The organism is Wenzhouxiangella sediminis (assembly GCF_003410055.1).
Taxonomy (GTDB): Bacteria; Pseudomonadota; Gammaproteobacteria; order Xanthomonadales; family Wenzhouxiangellaceae; genus Wenzhouxiangella; species Wenzhouxiangella sediminis.
The window spans coordinates 41483-57166 of sequence record NZ_QUZK01000003.1 but is presented as its reverse complement, the minus strand read 5'-3'; the positions used below and the strand labels follow the sequence as shown (position 1 = coordinate 57166).

Annotated in this window: 14 protein-coding genes and 1 pseudogene; 11 read left to right on the top strand and 4 right to left on the bottom strand. The window is 65.0% G+C overall.

Annotation, left to right across the window (positions count from 1 at the left end):
• Positions 1-9: 9 nt before the first annotated feature.
• Both gloB and DZC52_RS00560 read left to right on the top strand, forming a co-directional pair.
• Positions 10-777, top strand: coding sequence for a hydroxyacylglutathione hydrolase (gloB, locus tag DZC52_RS00565; RefSeq protein ID WP_116649175.1), 768 nt, complete (start codon positions 10-12; stop codon positions 775-777).
• A 2-nt stretch (positions 778-779) separates the two neighbouring features.
• A complete protein-coding gene (locus tag DZC52_RS00560) occupies positions 780-1649 on the top strand; it encodes a cupin-like domain-containing protein (protein WP_116649174.1) in 870 nt (289 codons plus the stop codon).
• Between the two features lie 37 nt (positions 1650-1686).
• Here the strand turns inward: DZC52_RS00560 and DZC52_RS00555 are convergent, their stop codons facing one another.
• Positions 1687-2553, bottom strand: a complete 867-nt coding sequence (locus tag DZC52_RS00555; RefSeq protein WP_116649173.1) for a hypothetical protein — start codon at positions 2551-2553, stop codon at positions 1687-1689.
• 111 nt (positions 2554-2664) lie between these two features.
• On the opposite strand from DZC52_RS00555, the gene DZC52_RS00550 reads away from it, so the two are divergent.
• Positions 2665-3321, top strand: coding sequence for a Fe2+-dependent dioxygenase (locus DZC52_RS00550; RefSeq protein WP_116649172.1), 657 nt, complete (start codon positions 2665-2667; stop codon positions 3319-3321).
• 43 nt (positions 3322-3364) lie between these two features.
• On the opposite strand, the gene DZC52_RS00545 is transcribed toward DZC52_RS00550, so the two are convergent.
• Complete coding sequence (locus DZC52_RS00545) at positions 3365-3922, bottom strand: hypothetical protein (RefSeq protein WP_147307562.1); 558 nt, start codon at positions 3920-3922, stop codon at positions 3365-3367.
• 229 nt (positions 3923-4151) lie between these two features.
• On the opposite strand from DZC52_RS00545, the gene DZC52_RS15655 reads away from it, so the two are divergent.
• Both DZC52_RS15655 and metH read left to right on the top strand, forming a co-directional pair.
• On the top strand, positions 4152-5066 hold the full coding sequence (locus DZC52_RS15655) for an ArsR/SmtB family transcription factor (protein WP_245960726.1): 915 nt from the start codon (positions 4152-4154) through the stop codon (positions 5064-5066).
• Positions 5063-8772: pseudogene (gene metH, locus DZC52_RS00530) on the top strand (methionine synthase). The gene DZC52_RS15655 and the pseudogene metH overlap by 4 nt, the downstream one beginning before the upstream one ends.
• 236 nt (positions 8773-9008) lie before the next feature.
• Here the strand turns inward: metH and DZC52_RS00525 are convergent.
• Together DZC52_RS00525 and bamJ are read right to left on the bottom strand one after the other, a co-directional pair.
• Positions 9009-9590: a DUF2058 family protein gene (locus tag DZC52_RS00525; RefSeq protein WP_116649167.1), complete on the bottom strand. Its 582-nt coding sequence runs from the start codon at positions 9588-9590 to the stop codon at positions 9009-9011.
• Between the two features lie 19 nt (positions 9591-9609).
• Positions 9610-10320, bottom strand: a complete 711-nt coding sequence (gene bamJ / locus DZC52_RS00520; protein WP_116649166.1) for a BamJ family beta-barrel-assembly machinery protein — start codon at positions 10318-10320, stop codon at positions 9610-9612.
• A 193-nt stretch (positions 10321-10513) separates the two neighbouring features.
• Here bamJ and DZC52_RS00515 point away from each other — a divergent pair, with 193 nt between their 5' ends.
• From DZC52_RS00515 to DZC52_RS15650, 6 genes are read left to right on the top strand one after another with little or no spacing between them, the layout of a single operon-like run.
• A complete protein-coding gene (locus DZC52_RS00515) occupies positions 10514-10780 on the top strand; it encodes a hypothetical protein (protein ID WP_116649165.1) in 267 nt (88 codons plus the stop codon).
• Positions 10781-10782: 2 nt separating this feature from the next.
• A complete protein-coding gene (locus tag DZC52_RS00510) occupies positions 10783-11157 on the top strand; it encodes a GntR family transcriptional regulator (RefSeq protein ID WP_116649164.1) in 375 nt (124 codons plus the stop codon).
• Positions 11154-12038 (top strand): ABC transporter ATP-binding protein, encoded by an 885-nt coding sequence (locus tag DZC52_RS00505; RefSeq protein ID WP_116649163.1) that lies wholly within the window; start codon positions 11154-11156, stop codon positions 12036-12038. The genes DZC52_RS00510 and DZC52_RS00505 overlap by 4 nt, the downstream gene beginning before the upstream one ends.
• A complete protein-coding gene (locus DZC52_RS00500; protein WP_116649162.1) occupies positions 12035-13003 on the top strand; it encodes a hypothetical protein in 969 nt (322 codons plus the stop codon). Before DZC52_RS00505 ends, DZC52_RS00500 begins: the two co-directional genes overlap by 4 nt.
• The gene (locus tag DZC52_RS00495) at positions 13000-13368 is read left to right on the top strand and encodes a hypothetical protein (protein ID WP_116649161.1); all 369 of its coding nucleotides are present in this window, start codon (positions 13000-13002) and stop codon (positions 13366-13368) included. The genes DZC52_RS00500 and DZC52_RS00495 overlap by 4 nt, the downstream gene beginning before the upstream one ends.
• 54 nt (positions 13369-13422) lie before the next feature.
• Positions 13423-15657, top strand: coding sequence for a TIGR03032 family protein (locus DZC52_RS15650; RefSeq protein WP_245960725.1), 2235 nt, complete (start codon positions 13423-13425; stop codon positions 15655-15657).
• Positions 15658-15684: the final 27 nt, after the last annotated feature.

Here is a 15684-nt window from a genome sequence, read left to right as displayed (position 1 = left end):
GAGCCCGAGATGCCGCTGTCGATCGACGCCATTCCCACCCTGGAGAGCAACTACGTCTGGGCCCTGCACGACGGCAGGCACGCCCTGCTCGTGGATCCCGGCGCGTCTGCCGCGCCGCTGCGCTGGCTGGCGGAGAACGGCCTGGCGCTGAAGGCGCTGCTGATCACCCACCACCACTGGGACCATACCGACGGCATCGACGACATTCTCGCCGAGCACCCGGTACCGGTCTACGGCCCCGAGGACCGGCGCATTCCCCAGGTCGATCACCCGCTGCGCGAGGGCGATCACGTCGACATCGAAGCACCGGAAGCGCATTTCGAGGTACTGAGCGTGCCCGGGCACACCAGCATCCACCTGGCCTTCTTCGGCCACCGAATCGTGCTCTGCGGCGACGCGCTGTTCTCGGCCGGCTGCGGCCGGATGTTCGAGGGCACGCCCGAACAGATGCTGGCCTCGCTCGACAAGCTGGCCGAGCTGCCCGCCGACACGCGGGTGCTCTGCGCCCACGAGTACACGGTGGCCAACTGCCGCTTCGCCCTGGCCGTCGAGCCCGGCAACGAAGACCTGCGCGAGCGCGCTCGCGAGGCCACGGCCCTGCGCGAAAAGGGCGAGATCACCCTGCCCTCCCGCATCGGCGCCGAGCGCCGCTTCAATCCCTTCCTCCGCACCCGCGAACCGGCCGTGATCGATGCCGTCCGGGCCCACGATCCCGATTGCGGCAGCGACCCGGTCGAGGTCTTCGCCGCCCTGCGGCGCTGGAAGGACGACTTCTGAACATGGTCGATCTCACGCGCGTTCCCAGAATCGAAAACGTCGACGCCGCGACCTTCCAGGCCGACTACAAGAAGCCGGCCCGGCCGGTGGTCATCGAGCGGATGACCGAATCCTGGCCGGCCCGGCGCAAGTGGACGGTCGAACACCTGAAGGAGCGCGCCGGGGACGTGGTCGTCCCGCTCTACGACAGCCAGCCCTCGCGCGACCACAAGCACCAGCACGCGCCGGCGGCGCGCATGCCGCTGGGCGAGTACATGGAACTGCTGGAGAAAGGTGAAAACGATCTGCGGCTGTTCTTCTTCAATTTCTTCAACACCATCCCCGACCTGACCGAGGACTTCGAGTACCCGGATGTAGGGCTGAAGTTCTTCCGGAAGCTGCCCGTGCTGTTCATGGGCGGCAAGGGATCGCGGGTGCAGCTGCATTTCGACATCGACCTGGCCGACATCATGCTCTGCCATTTCGGCGGACCCAAGCGCGTGCTGTTGTTCTCGCCCGAGCAGACGCAATGGCTCTACCGCGTCCCGTTCTCCTTCAGCGCGCTGTTCGACGCGCGCGTGGACGAACCCGATTACGAGAAGTACCCGGCCCTGCGGCAGGTTCGGGGACAGGTCGCCGAGCTGGAGCACGGCGACGTGCTCTACATTCCGCCCGGCTGGTGGCACTTCGTGGAATACCGGGAAATCGGCTTCTCGATGTCCCTGCGCGCCTTCCCGCGCACGCCGCGCAACCTCTCGCGGATGATCTACAACCTGCTGGTGCTGCGCACCGTCGACGGCCTCATGCGCAAGACGGTCGGGCAGCCGTGGAACGACCGCAACGAGCGGCGGGCGGTGACGCGGACCAACCAGAGGCTGGCGCAGGTCCGTTGACCGACCCCGCCGAACGGCGGGGCCGGATGGTTGCCTATTACTCCAGGCCCAGCGCGGCGAGTTCGACGCGCGCTGCGGCCCCGTAGAGCCGGCTGGCTTCGCCCTCGACCGAATCGCCGGGCACCAACTCGGGCCAGAGTTCGGAAAGGTCGCCGACGATGGACTCGACGCGCTCGACCACTTCCGGCGCCTGGTCGCGCAGATCCTGCGGGAGCTCCCCGAGGCGCTTCATCGCGATCTGCGTGAAGCCCCAGGCGTCCTGGTATTCGTGCGCGTTGACCAGGCGACCCTCCTCCACGCCGATGGCGTACTCCTCGCCGGCCGTTCGCAGCAGGCCCATCACGCTCAACAGCTCGTCCGACAGCGTCGTTTCGGCCGTGTCTTCCGCGGCCCGGATGGCTTCGACCAGGGCCTCGTAAGCGGCGGCCACCCCGGCCTGCTCGGCGCCCTTCTCCACCGCTGTGGCCAGCGCGGAAAGCTGGTCGTCGAAGGCCCGGCCGCCGCGATGTTCGATGGCCGGAACGAGCCCGGCGTAGAGTTCGTCGCGGGGATGCTTCATGTGCGTGCGGGCCATGTCGGCCTCGCCTTGCGAGTAGAGCGTGAACCCGACCATGAGATGGCCCCGGATAAGGCCCAGTCGGGTCAGGTAGGCCGGGGCGTCTGTCTTGATGTCGACGGGTGCGGCACCTTCCCCCTCTCCTTCGCCTTCTCCTTCGCCCTCGCCGGCATAGGCCTGGCTGCCTTCACCCTCGCCCTCGCCTTCACCGGGGCCCTGGGCGCTGTCCTGGACCACGACGGTCGAAGCCGAGCCGGGGTCCAGCCCCGTGTCCTGGTCGGCCGCCACGACCGAAGTGCCGAACAGGGCCACGCTCATGCTGATCCAGAGTTTTCTGCGTTCGTTCATGCTTGGTCCGGGGATGATTCGGGGAAGCCGAAAGGCTCGCATAGATGAGATTGATTTTCAATACCAACTCAGCCAGAATCGCAGTTCCCTCTCTCGTTCGATAATTCGCCCATGCTTCTCCAGATTGCCGACTGCCTCGAAGCCTCCGACCTCGAAGCCGTTGTCGAGACCGCGGCGCGCGCCGACTTCACATCCGGAGAAAACACGGCCGGGCGGGTGGCTCGAACGGTCAAGCACAACCTGCAGGCCGAGGACTCCGCCGAGATTCGCGGCCTGCTCGAGCTCGTCGAGCGGCGCCTGCGCGCCAACCCACTCGTCCAGTCGGTGGCCCGCCCGATGGCCTTCGTCAAGCTGCTGCTCAGCCGCTACGAACCGGGCATGGCCTACGGGAGCCACGTCGACAACGCCCTGATGAAGGGCCAGCGCACCGACCTGAGTTTCACGCTCTTGCTTTCCGACCCTGCCAGTTACGAAGGCGGTGAACTGGTGATGGAAGACAGCAGCGGCGAGCGCGCCTGGAAACCGGCCGCCGGCAGCCTGCTGCTCTACCCCAGCACCACCCTTCATCGCGTGGAAGAAGTGACCCGCGGCGAACGCCTGGCCGTCGTCGGCTGGATACAAAGCCGCGTGCGCTCGGCCGAGCAGCGCGAACTCCTGTTCGATCTGGAAAGGGCGATGAGCAGCGAATACGACGCCCGGGGAAAGACCAACCAGTACGACCGGCTCAGCAAGTGCTTCAATAATCTCCTGAGAAGATGGCTGGATTGATCATCGCTCATGGACCCTGTGTCGCATTGGGGACGCCGACCGCTCAGCTCTGGATCAAGCTTCCGTCGGCACGCCTTGCGGTGGCCTGATCCACGACGAGTTGCAAGTGAAGTCCCGACCGGGGATCGAGCCCTTTCAATAGTTCGTCGACTCGCAGAGTGACTTGAGTACCATCTGCAAAGCGTACCTTCATTTCGCGATCTCCCTGCTTTTCGAATTCCTGGACGACGGAGAGCACTGCCAAGTGGGATCCCAACCAACCGAGTGCCCGAAAGCGCCTGTTCCACTCGTGCTCGTAGTAATCGTTCACGTCAGCCTTGAGCTGATTGCGTGCAAGACCGGCGGGCGAATCATCGGCACCGATCAGCTCGACCGCGCTTTCGACTCGGGTAAGGAAACCTTCCCGATCCGGCCCCTCCCTCAGGCTGCGGACGAAGTCGCGCGCTTCGGCATGGACACTGGACTTGTCGCCCTGAGTGCTGACGGCTGAACCAGCACTAGCTGCATGACCTCCGAAGGCAAGGCAAAAAAACAAAGCCACGCTCACAACTGAGCTGCGTCGCAAAGACACGGCCTGATTCGGACGATTTGATCGATCCATGACAGACTCCCCGAACTCAACGTCAATCCCCTTTCAGGACAATAGTTTAGGCACGAAAGCAGTCGTTGCTCAAGGACACCGGCTTGGTCGCTGGCGCACCAGGTCATCAGGTAGAGCCGTACATTTGACGGGCAAAGATCCAGGAATCGGTTGCAAAAACCGGGCGGCAGAACTAACCTTAAATATCTTTCAATCGCGATAAAAGGATATAGTCATCGACCTGGACCGCGTGGGCCGCCACTGCAGCCTGCTGGGGGACGCGACCCGGCTGAGGCTGCTGGCGTTGCTCGAAACCGAGGAATTGACGGTGGCCGAACTGGCGCAGATCACGCGCCTGGCGCAGCCGCGCGTGTCCACGCACCTGGCCCGCCTGCGCGAGGCCGGGCTGGTGGTCGACCGGCGCGACGGCGTGTCCGTCTACTACCGCCTGGGCAACCCCGACGACAATCCCGAGCTGCACCGGCTCTGGACGCTGTTCCGGGACGGCCTGGACGATGCGGTCGTGTCGGCCGACGCCGAGCGCCTGCCCGAGATCATGGCGCAGCGCGCGGCCGGCCGCAACTGGCCCGACTCGGTGGCCGGCGACATGGAGCGCCACTACTCGCCGGGCCGCACCTGGGAGGCCACCACCCGCGCGCTGGTCCAGCTGCTCTCGCTGGGCCGGGTGCTGGATGTGGCATCCGGCGACGGCGTCATGGGCGAACTGCTCGCCCGCCAGGCCGAGCGCATCGACTGCGTGGACGTTTCCGAAAAGGTCGTCGCCGCAGGCCGCGAGCGCGTCAAGCCGCTTACGAACGTGCAGTTCCATCTCGGCGACATGCACGCCCTGCCCTTCGACGACGACGCCTTCGACAGCGTGCTGATGATGCACGCCCTGACCTACAGCGATCGCCCGCAGGCGGCGCTGGCCGAGGCGGCGCGGACCATGAAACCGGGTGGACGGCTGGTCGGTGCCACGCTCAGGAAGCACCGCCACAGCGCGCAGGTGAAGACCTTCGGGCACGCCAACAACGGCTTCACGCCGCGCCAGCTCGCCGGACTGATCGAGAAGGCGGGGCTCGACACCGCCTTTTGCGACGTGACTTCCGTGGAACGCAAGACGCCGAATTTCGAAATCATCACCTTTCTCGCGGAGAAACCATGACCCGACTGCAATGGCACGACCCCGACGGCGTCGAGGCGCTGTTCGGCGCGCTGGGCGAGCGCATCCTGCTGCTCGACGGCGCCATGGGCACCATGATCCAGAACGAAAAGCTCGACGAGGCCGCCTTTCGCGGCGAACGCTTCGCCGACCATTCCGACGACCTCAAGGGCAACAACGACCTGCTCACGCTCACCAGGCCCGAGCTGATCACGCGCATCCACGACGATTTCCTCGAAGTCGGCTGCGACCTGGTCGAGACCAACACCTTCAATGCGAATCGCATCAGCCAGGCCGACTACGCCCTGGAGGATCTCTCCGAGGAGATCAACCGCGAGGCCGCCAGGCTCGCTCGCCAGACCTGTGACGCCTGGAGCGAAAAGACCGGGCAGCGCAGGTACGTGGTGGGCGTGATCGGCCCGACCAACCGCACGGCCTCGATCTCGCCGGACGTGACCAACCCCGGCTACCGCAACATCGACTTCGCCACGCTGGTCGAGGCCTATACCGAGGCGGCCCGCGGCCTGCTCGACGGCGGCTCGGACCTCATCCTGATCGAGACCATCTTCGACACCCTCAACGCCAAGGCGGCGATCTACGCCGTCTACGAGGAGTTCGAGCGCCGCGGCGAACGCTGGCCGCTCATGATCTCCGGCACGATCACCGACGCCTCCGGCCGCACCCTGTCGGGCCAGACGCCCGAGGCCTTCTACTACTCGGTCGAGCACGCCGAGCCCTTCTCGGTGGGCTTCAACTGCGCGCTCGGGGCCGACCAGCTCAAGCCGCACATCAAGGCGCTCTCGCGCGTGGCCGATTGCCTGGTCTCGGCCCACCCCAATGCCGGCCTGCCCAACGAGTTCGGCGAATACGATCAGACGCCCGAGGAGATGGCCGAGATCATCGAGGGCTTCGCCCGCGATCGCCTGGTCAACATCATCGGCGGCTGCTGCGGCACCACGCCCGAACACCTGGCCGCGATCGGCAAGGCGATCGAGGGCCACTCACCCCGTCCCATCCGAAGCAAGAAAGCGGCATGAGCGATACCGAACAGCACAAGCGCCACACGCGACTGAGCGGCCTCGAGCCGCTGGTGATCACGCCCGAGCTGAACTTCGTCAACGTCGGCGAGCGCACCAACGTGACCGGCTCGGCGCGCTTCAAGCGCCTGATCGCCGAGGAAAAGTACGAGGAAGCCGTCGAGGTTGCCCTGCAGCAGGTCGAAAACGGCGCGCAGATCATCGACGTCAACATGGACGAAGGCCTGCTCGACTCCGAACAGGCGATGGTCGATTTCCTCAACCTGATCGCGGCCGAGCCGGACATCGCCCGGGTGCCGGTGATGATCGACTCCTCGAAGTGGAGCGTGATCGAGGCCGGCCTGCGCTGCCTGCAGGGCAAGGGCGTGGTCAATTCGATCAGCCTCAAGGAAGGCGAGGAAGCATTCCTGAAAGAGGCGCGAAAGATCCGCCGCTACGGCGCGGCCGTGGTGGTCATGGCCTTCGACGAGGAAGGGCAGGCCGACAACGCCGAACACATGGTCGAGTGCCTGTCTCGTGCCCACAAGCTGCTGACCGAAGACGCCGGCTTCCCGCCGGAAGACATCATCTTCGACCCCAACATCTTTCCGGTGGCCACCGGCATCGCCGAGCACGACAACTATTCTGTCGAGTTCATCGAGGCGACGAAGGCGCTCAAGAAGCGCTTTCCGGACTGCCACGTCTCCGGCGGCGTGTCGAACATGTCGTTTTCATTCCGGGGCAACAACCCGGTGCGGGAGGCCATGCATTCGGTCTTCCTCTACCACGCCACGAAGGCGGGCATGGACATGGGCATCGTCAACGCCGGCCAGCTGGCCGTCTACGACGACATCGACCCCGAACTGCGCGAGCTGGTCGAGGACGTCGTTCTCAACCGGCGATCCGACGCCACCGAGCGCCTGCTCGAAGCCGCCGACAAGTTCAAGGGCGACGGCAAGCGGGAAGAAAAGGACGAGGCCTGGCGCGAGAAACCCGTGGCCGAGCGGTTGAAGTACAGCCTGGTCAAGGGCATCGACAAGCACGTCACCGAAGACACCGAAGAAGCCCGCCAGCAGTTCGACACCGCACTGGAGGTGATCGAGGGGCCGTTGATGGACGGCATGAACTACGTCGGCGACCTGTTCGGCGAAGGCAAGATGTTCCTGCCGCAGGTGGTCAAGTCCGCACGCGTGATGAAGAAGGCCGTCGCCTACCTCGTGCCCTACCTCGAGGCCGAGAAGACCACCAAGGAGAAGAAGGGCAAGGTGCTGCTGGCCACGGTCAAGGGCGACGTCCACGACATCGGCAAGAACATCGTCGGCGTGGTGCTGGCCTGCAACGGCTTCGACGTCCACGACCTGGGCGTGATGGTGCCGGCCGAGAAGATCCTCGAGGAGGCGCGCAGCTCGGAGGCCGACATCATCGGCCTGTCCGGACTGATCACGCCCTCGCTCGACGAGATGGTCAACGTCGCCGAGGCGATGAACGAGGCCAAGTTCGAACTGCCGCTGCTGATCGGCGGGGCGACGACCTCGCGCGCGCACACCGCGCTCAAGATCGATCCCGTCTACCCGGGCCCGGTCTGCTGGGTCAAGGACGCCTCCCGCTCGGTCGACGTCGTGCGCAAGCTCGCCAGCAAGCAGCACCGCGAAGGCTACGCGGCCGACATCCGCGCCGACTATGAAGAATACCGTGAGCGCAGCGCCAAGGGCCGTCGGCGCAAGCCGCTGGTCTCGATCGAGGCGGCCCGCTCCAACGCCTTCCGGCCGGACTGGGACGAACACCGCCCGGAAGCGCCCAAACAGCCCGGCCTGCACGTCTACGAGGACTGGCCGATTGACGAACTGGTCGACTACATCGACTGGACGCCCTTCTTCCAGACCTGGGAAATCAAGGGGCGCTATCCCGACATCCTCGAGGACGAAGAAGCGGGCGAAGCGGCCCGCAACCTGTTCCGCGACGGGCAGGACATGCTCCAGCGCATCATCGACAACGACTGGCTGACCGCCCGCGCCGTCTGCGGCCTGTGGCCGGCCGCCCGCGACGGCGACGACGTGCTGTTCTATACCGACGAGAAGCGCGACAAGGTCGCCGAACGCATGGTCATGCTGCGCCAGCAGGCCGACAAGCCCTCGGCCAACCTGTGTCTGTCCGACTTCGTGGCCGACGCCGACAGCGGCATCAAGGACTGGGCCGGCCTGTTCGCGGTGACCACGGGCATCGGCCTGGAAGAGGCCCTCGAACAGTTCCCGGCAACCGACGACTACAGCCGGATCCTGCTGCAGTCGCTGGCCGACCGCCTGGCCGAGGCGCTGGCCGAAGCGCTGCACCAAAAGGTCCGGCGCGAAATCTGGGGCTACGCCGCCGACGAGGCGCTGGACAACAAGGCGCTGATCCGCGAGAAGTACCGCGGCATCCGCCCCGCCCCGGGATACCCCGCCTGCCCCGATCACAGCGAGAAGGTCAAGCTGTTCGAGCTGCTCGACGTGACCGACAGGATCGGGATCGAGCTGACCGACGGCTTCGCCATGAAGCCGATGGCCGCCGTCAGCGGCTACTACTTCGGTCATCCCGAAAGCAAGTACTTCGTGGTCGGCAAGCTCGGGAAGGATCAGGTCGAAGACTACGCCGAGCGCAAGGGCATCAGCATCGCCGAGGCGGAGAAATACCTGCGGCCGAATCTCGATTACTGAGAATAGGTTTCAGGTTTCAGGTTTCAGGGTTCAGGTTTCAGGGCGGCAGCCGGAACCAATGCGGGCGGCTAAGCCGTGGGATGCCTTGCGAGACCGACAGGAAGCAATAGAGCCTTTCGGTTTGCGGAATCAAATCGCGGCGCAGCCGCCTCGCACAGCCAGCCGTTCCACCATCATCCGGAACCCGGAACCCCGAACCCCTTCTTTCCTGAAACCTGAAACCTGAAACCTAATTCTCACCAGACCAGATCGTCCGGCACCGGCGGATAATGACTGCCGTCGTCCTCGGGCTCGTCGCGGCCTTCCAGGCCGGGGACCAGGTCCGGGGCGACCTCGCGATACTTTTCGAGCGTCTCGAGTGAGACGAGCAGATACGATCCCCGCAGGTTGACCACGCCGATTTCACCCTTGTTGAGCTGCTCGCGCTGCTCGGGCGTGCACAGCACGCGGCGAATGCGGCCCATGTGCTCGAAATAGCGCGGCACCTCGGCGTCCTTTCGGTTGAGGGTGTTGCCCTTGATGATCGCGTCGAGCTCGAGGTTGCGCCGGCGGCGTTCCTCCTGCTCGGCCACGCGGCGCTGCTTCTCGGCCTCCTTCTCGCGCACTTCGGCCTTGCGTCGGGCCGCGTAGGCCCGTGCCAGGTCCGAGTCCGCGGCCTTTTTCTTGCGCGCGGTGCGTTTTTTCTTGGCCGGCGCGCTATTGCGGGCCTTTTTCGGGCCGGAATGGCCGGCGCCGGGCTTGCCCCGACGCCGGTTCTTCTTCAGCTGCTCTTCGTCAGCCAGCCCCGACTTGAGCAGGGCGTCCTGCAATGTCCCCATGACGAAGCGCTCTTCCGTCTTATTCCTGGGATTCGCTGTCGGCCACTTCCAGCAGCTCGACTTCGAAGATGAGGGTCGAGTTCGGACCGATCGGGCCCGGACGGCCCTGTTCGCCGTAGGCCAGTTCGGACGGAATGAAGAACTCGTACTTGGCGCCTTCGCTCATCAGCTGCAGCCCTTCGGTCCAGCCGGGAATGACCTGGTTGAGCGCGAAGGTGGCCGGCTCACCCCGGTCATAGGAGCTGTCGAACTGCGTGCCGTCGATCAGCGTGCCCTTGTAATGGACGGTGACGCGGTCCTCGGCGGCCGGGCTGGCGCCCTCGCCTTCCTCGATCACTCGGTACTGCAGACCGGAATCGGTCACCATCACGCCATCGCGCTCGGCGTTTTCGGCCAGGAAGGCCTCGCCGGCTTCCTGGTTGGCGCTCGCCTCTTCCTGGCGCTGGGCCTGCATCTGCTGCTGGCGACGCTGCATGAACGCCTCCCGCTCGGCCAGGGCCTCTTCCTTGGTCAGACGGGTTTCCTCGCCGTTGTAGCTGGCGCGAAGCGCCTCGACCAGGAGGTCCAGGTTCAGGTCCATGTCCTGTTCGGACAGGGAGCCGCCGATGTCCATGCCGATGGTGTAGCTGAGGCGCTCCTCGGGCGTGTCGAGGGTCTCGTCCTGGGCCAGGGCCACCGTCGAAACGCTCGCGGCCAGCACGGAGCCGGCCAGAATTCGGGCAATCTTCATGGAATAAAACTCCTTGGGAATGGGAAACTTGAGTGAGCCTGTGACCAGCCGAATGGCGGTCGGTTCCAGCCGAAAAGTCTACCAGATCGAGGAAGCGCGCTACGAGCGCGTGTTGTCGGTGAAAATACCGCTTGACTCTGTGGTGGTGTTTTACTAGACTAATACACCAACACGACAGCCAAAGGAGCTGACCATGTTGCCGATATCCAAGCACCGCACGCTCGTCATCCCGCACCGGCTGGCGCTGGTCGCTGCCGCGGTGTGCCTGGCCCTGTCCTTCACCTCCGACCGCGGAGACGTTCAGGGCCACCTCCAGGCCGACGGGGACCAGCCCATCGAACAGATCGAGGCGGTCAACGGCGGTTCGGCCTCGGTCGGCCATTCCGACCAGACGGCACGCTCGAGCCGCGGCAGGGGCAACCCCAGTCTCCTGCCCTGGTTTTCGGGGCTGACGCACTGACGATGGAAGCGCGCTGGGACGACAACCAGCCGATCTACTGGCAGTTGCGGGAGAAAACCGTTGCGGCCATTCTGGACGGCACTCTGCGAGAAGGACAGCCCCTGCCCTCGGTGCGGCAGGTGGCCGTTGATTTCCAGATCAATCCGCTGACGGTGTCCAAGGCCTACCAGTCACTGGTCGATGACGAACTGGTCGACAAGCGGCGGGGCGTGGGCATGTTCGTGCGCGAGGGCGCACGCAGCAAGCTGCTGGCAAGTGAGCGCAACCGGTTTCTCAATGAAGAATGGCCGCGGCTGGCCCAGCGGATCGAAAAGCTCGGCCTGTCGATCGAGGACCTGATGGCCGCAAGCGACAAGAAAGAGGAGAGCAATTCATGAGCCTGACCATTCACGCCCGGGACCTCAAACGCTATTACGGCAGCAACCGGGCTGTCGACGGCATCGATCTCGAGATCCCCTCGGGTCGCATCGTCGGCCTGATCGGCCCCAACGGCGCCGGCAAGACGACGGCCCTCAAGGCGATTCTCGGCCTGACCGGTTTCGACGGCCAGCTCGAGGTGCTCGGCCGCAAGCCGGACAAGGACCGCGACGAGCTGATGGAAGACGTGTGCTTCATCGCCGACGTGGCCGTCCTGCCGCGCTGGGCACGGGTCTGGCAGGTCATCGAGATGACCGAACGCCTGCACCCGCGTTTCTCCCGCGAGCGCTGCATGCATTACCTGAAGAACACCAAGGTCAAGCAGAACACCAAGGTCAAGGCACTCTCCAAGGGCATGGTCGTGCAGCTGCACCTGGCGCTGGTCATGGCCATCGACGCCAAGCTGCTGGTGCTCGACGAGCCAACGCTCGGCCTGGATATCCTTTTCCGCAAGCGCTTCTACTCGAATCTTCTCAACGAATACTTCGACGAAGAGCGCACGATCCTGATCACGACCCACCAGGTCGAGGAAGTCGAGCACATCCTGACTGATCTGCTGTTCATCAAGGACGGTAAACTCGTGCTCAACGCCACCATGGACGCCGTTCACGAACGCTACCGCGAAGTCATGGTCAAGCCCGACCACGTCGAGGAGGCGCGCGCCATGAACCCGATACACGAGCGCGTGCTGTTCGGCCGCCATATCTTCCTGTTCGACGGCGGCGACATCGCACGCCTCAAGGAGATCGGCGAGTTGCACCGACCGAGCGTTGCCGACCTCTTCGTGGCCCTGATGGGCGAAGAGTACGAGAACGGTGAGAGCACGGAGGAAGCAGCATGAGCACGCGATCGATCAGCACCATGTGGACCCTGATGCGGCGCGAGCTCTGGGAGAGCCCGGGTGCATTCAAGTGGGCCCCGATCACGATCCTTGGCCTGACCCTGTTCTTCATCGTCTTCGGGCTCATCCTCGGTTCGCGCTTCGACAACGAGATGGCCTTCACGCTGGACGCCATCCGGCAGTTTGCCGATGTGCCGACGGACCAGAAGCGACTGTTCGTCACCGGCGCGCTGTTCGCGGTCTCGGGCCTGTTTTTCCAGATTCTTTTGCTCGTGCTGCTGTTCTATCTTTCCAGCTGCCTCTACGACGAGCGCAAGGACCGTTCGATCCTGTTCTGGAAATCCCTGCCCGTATCGGACACGATGACAGTGGCCTCCAAGGTCCTCACGGCCTGCCTGCTGGCGCCGGCGATCTACCTGGTGATCGTCGTGATCACGCAGCTCATCGTGCTGCTGATCGCCACCGTTTACGGGTTCATGGCCGGCATCAACCCCTTCACCGCGTTCTGGCTTCCCGCCAGCCTGCCCAAGCTGTGGTCGGTCATGGCCTTGGGCCTGCTCATCCAGGGACTCTGGCTGCTGCCGGTGTATGCCTGGCTGGTGTTCTGCTCCTCCTGGGCGCCGAGAGTACCAATCCTGGTGGCCGTGGCCGTACCCGCCGTGATCTCGCTGTTGCAGCATGCCTGGAGCCTGCTGTCGAGCTTCAGCATGCCGGAGCTCAACGTGGGCCTGATCATCCTCAAGCGCCTGGGCAGCGGCATCCTGCCAAGCAACATCGGTTGGCGGGTCGAATCGAGCGGCAACAACATCGATCTCGCGGACGTCGAGTTCAGCGAGGAGTTGTTCATGAGCTTCTCCAACAGCCTGGAATACCTGGCGCGACCGGAGATGTGGGTCGGCATCGGCATCGCCCTGGCCCTGCTGGCGGGTTCGATCTGGTTCCGCCGCCGCGCGACCGACACTTGATTTCGACTCGCATCGCCATTCCCGCCCTGGCCGCAGTGCTGGCCGGGGCGTTCCTCCTCGCCTGGCAGCAGGCGCACTGGAGCTTCGTGGCGGGAACGGCCCTGTCCGCTGGAGCGCCGCTGGCCTTCGTGCTCCGGCAGCGCTTCAGCGCAGCTCCCCTGACCGCGCACCCGCTGGTCGTTTCCATCGCCAGCGGACTCGGCTGCGTGGCCGTGATGGTCGCCGAAACCCGCTTCGGGCCGGACCATCGCTGGGCGCTGTTCATCGCACTGGGGGCGCTGGTCATCTGGATGCTGTGGCAGCGGGGGCAACGAGGCCGCTCGCGGGCGCACCGGAACCGAGGGTTACAATCGGGCGGCGAGTGACAAGTTGACGCGTCATTTGACGTTACTAGTGAGAACCTTGAAAGCGCATAGCCCATGAAACTCGATTCACCCTTCATTCGTCTTCCCTACCGCTTCGATGCCGCCGGCGTCCTGGAAGAAATCGACGGCGTGGCCGATGCCGATGCCTGGCAAGCTCACCCGAGGAATCTCGAGGGCCACCGGATCCTGCCTCTGGTGACCGCTGAGGGCGGAAATGATGCCGGCCGGATGGAGGGCAGGATGCAGCCGACGGAATGGCTCGAGAAACTGCCCTCCCTGAAGAGCCTGCTTGCATCGCTCGACACGATCGTCGGACGAGCCCTGCTGGTCAGGGTCAAGCCCGGCCGGGCGGCGCAACGCATGGTCGACGCCGGCGCTTACTGGCACCGTCGAGCACGCGTTTTCATGGTCGTTGCCGGCGGCGAAGGCGCCGAATGGCAATGCAGAGACTCACGAGCGACCATTCCCGCCGGACAGGCCTGGCTGATGGACGGATGGGGAGGCTACGAGTACACGGCCGCGCCGGATGCCGAGCTGATCTACCTGGTCGTCGACACGGTGGGCTCGGCCACGTTCTGGTCGACGGTCAAGTCGGCCGACAGGCCGCTCGACTCCGAACGCGAAACGGGCATGAGCCCCAGGCAGGTCAATCTCGGGGCCGGCTCCCGACAGCTCGATACCGAAACGGTGCGGGTCGGTCGCGTGATGTCGCCCTGGGAGATGGAGAGCCTGATCAAGGAGATCATGGCCGAACTGCGCAGCGTCGTGCCGACGGAGGCGCCGCATCTGCCCAAGCTGGAAGCAGCCCTGGACCAGTACATCAACCAGTGGCAGGGCATCCACGCCCGGCACGGTGACGACGAGGCCGGCGACGCGGCCTACCGCCAGGCCATGGAACAGCTGGTCGCACAAGCCGGGATGTTCGCAGGCAACTGGAAGCTGCCGAACGGCCTCGACGTGGCCCAGGCCCTCTACCAGACCGTTGTGCTCGGCGCCCTGCGCGACGACGAAGGCAAGCCCGTGGTCATTGTTCCCCCCGGCGCACGCACGAATCGGGAGCCGAAGGCAGCTCCGGCATCGAATCACGCAGAGTCCGGTCAAGACAACGGTGTAGAACCGGCCATCGGCGCCCCGAATCGTGCACCCGAGCCGCCCGGCGGCCCGGCGGCCGCGAAGCCCGGCCCGCCGGGAGCGGCAACCCCGGAGAACGGGGCTCAGGATCCCGACTTGTCACCGCTGCGCAGCGTGCACACCGCCAGCATGCCGAAGCTGCTCCAGCAAGCGGCAAGCTCGCTGCTGGTCAGCACCTACCAGGCGGGCAAGCTGGTGATCGTGCGCGAGAACGAAGGCAAACTCAATACGCATTTTCGCGTCTACAATCGTCCGATGGGCCTGGCCAGCGATGGCGGCCGCATGGCGCTGGGCACGGCCTACACCGTCGAGTACTACCGCAACATGCCGGAAGTGGCACGCAAGCTCCCCCCTGAGGGCCGGCACGATGCGGCCTTCCTGCCCCGGCACGGTCACATCACCGGCAATATCGACATTCACGAAATGGACTGGGCCGGCGACGAACTCTGGCTCGTCAACACCCGCTTCTCCTGCCTGTGCACGCTCGACAACGAGCACAGTTTCGTCCCGCGCTGGCGACCGAAATTCATCTCCGGCTATGCGGCGGAGGACCGCTGTCACCTCAACGGACTGGAAGTGGTCGACGGACGTCCGAAGTACGTCACGGCCCTGGGCACTTCCGATACGGCCGGTGGATGGCGCGAAAACAAGGCCGGCGGCGGCGTCCTGATCGATGTCGAGAGCGACGAGATCATCTGCCGTGGCCTGTCCATGCCGCACTCGCCACGCTGGTACCAGGACAAGCTCTGGGTGCTGGAGTCGGGCAACGGCACGCTGGCCACAGTCGACCCGGACAACGGCCAGCTCGAAACCGTGGCCGAGCTGCCCGGGTTCACACGCGGCCTGGATTTCCTCGGGCCTTACGCCTTCGTCGGCCTGTCCCAGGTGCGCGAGTCGGCCGTATTCTCGGGGATATCGCTGACCGAGAGAGTCAGCGAGCGAAACTGCGGGGTCTGGGTGGTCGACATCCGCTCGGGACAGACGGTCGCATTCCTCAAGTTCGAAGACGCGGTGCAGGAAGTGTTTGCCGTCTCGGTTCTCGGCGGGATGCGCTTTCCCGAAGTGCTCGGGGGCAACGACAAGCACCTCGCCATCAGCTACTCGCTGCCGGACGAAGCACTGAAGGAAGTCGTGCAACCCCGCACGGCCGCTCACTGAAGCCGCCAGCGGGGCAACGCCCGCGTC

Coding starts and splice junctions, on each gene's coding strand:
- DZC52_RS00510 (WP_116649164.1), top strand. CDS start 10,783: ATGGAAGCGCGCTGGGACGACAACCAGCCGATCTACTGGCAGTTGCGG.
- DZC52_RS00515 (WP_116649165.1), top strand. CDS start 10,514: ATGTTGCCGATATCCAAGCACCGCACGCTCGTCATCCCGCACCGGCTG.
- DZC52_RS00505 (WP_116649163.1), top strand. CDS start 11,154: ATGAGCCTGACCATTCACGCCCGGGACCTCAAACGCTATTACGGCAGC.
- gloB (WP_116649175.1), top strand. CDS start 10: ATGCCGCTGTCGATCGACGCCATTCCCACCCTGGAGAGCAACTACGTC.
- DZC52_RS00500 (WP_116649162.1), top strand. CDS start 12,035: ATGAGCACGCGATCGATCAGCACCATGTGGACCCTGATGCGGCGCGAG.
- bamJ (WP_116649166.1), bottom strand. CDS start 10,320: ATGAAGATTGCCCGAATTCTGGCCGGCTCCGTGCTGGCCGCGAGCGTT.
- DZC52_RS15650 (WP_245960725.1), top strand. CDS start 13,423: ATGAAACTCGATTCACCCTTCATTCGTCTTCCCTACCGCTTCGATGCC.
- DZC52_RS00550 (WP_116649172.1), top strand. CDS start 2,665: ATGCTTCTCCAGATTGCCGACTGCCTCGAAGCCTCCGACCTCGAAGCC.
- DZC52_RS00525 (WP_116649167.1), bottom strand. CDS start 9,590: ATGGGGACATTGCAGGACGCCCTGCTCAAGTCGGGGCTGGCTGACGAA.
- DZC52_RS00560 (WP_116649174.1), top strand. CDS start 780: ATGGTCGATCTCACGCGCGTTCCCAGAATCGAAAACGTCGACGCCGCG.
- DZC52_RS00545 (WP_147307562.1), bottom strand. CDS start 3,922: ATGGATCGATCAAATCGTCCGAATCAGGCCGTGTCTTTGCGACGCAGC.
- DZC52_RS00555 (WP_116649173.1), bottom strand. CDS start 2,553: ATGAACGAACGCAGAAAACTCTGGATCAGCATGAGCGTGGCCCTGTTC.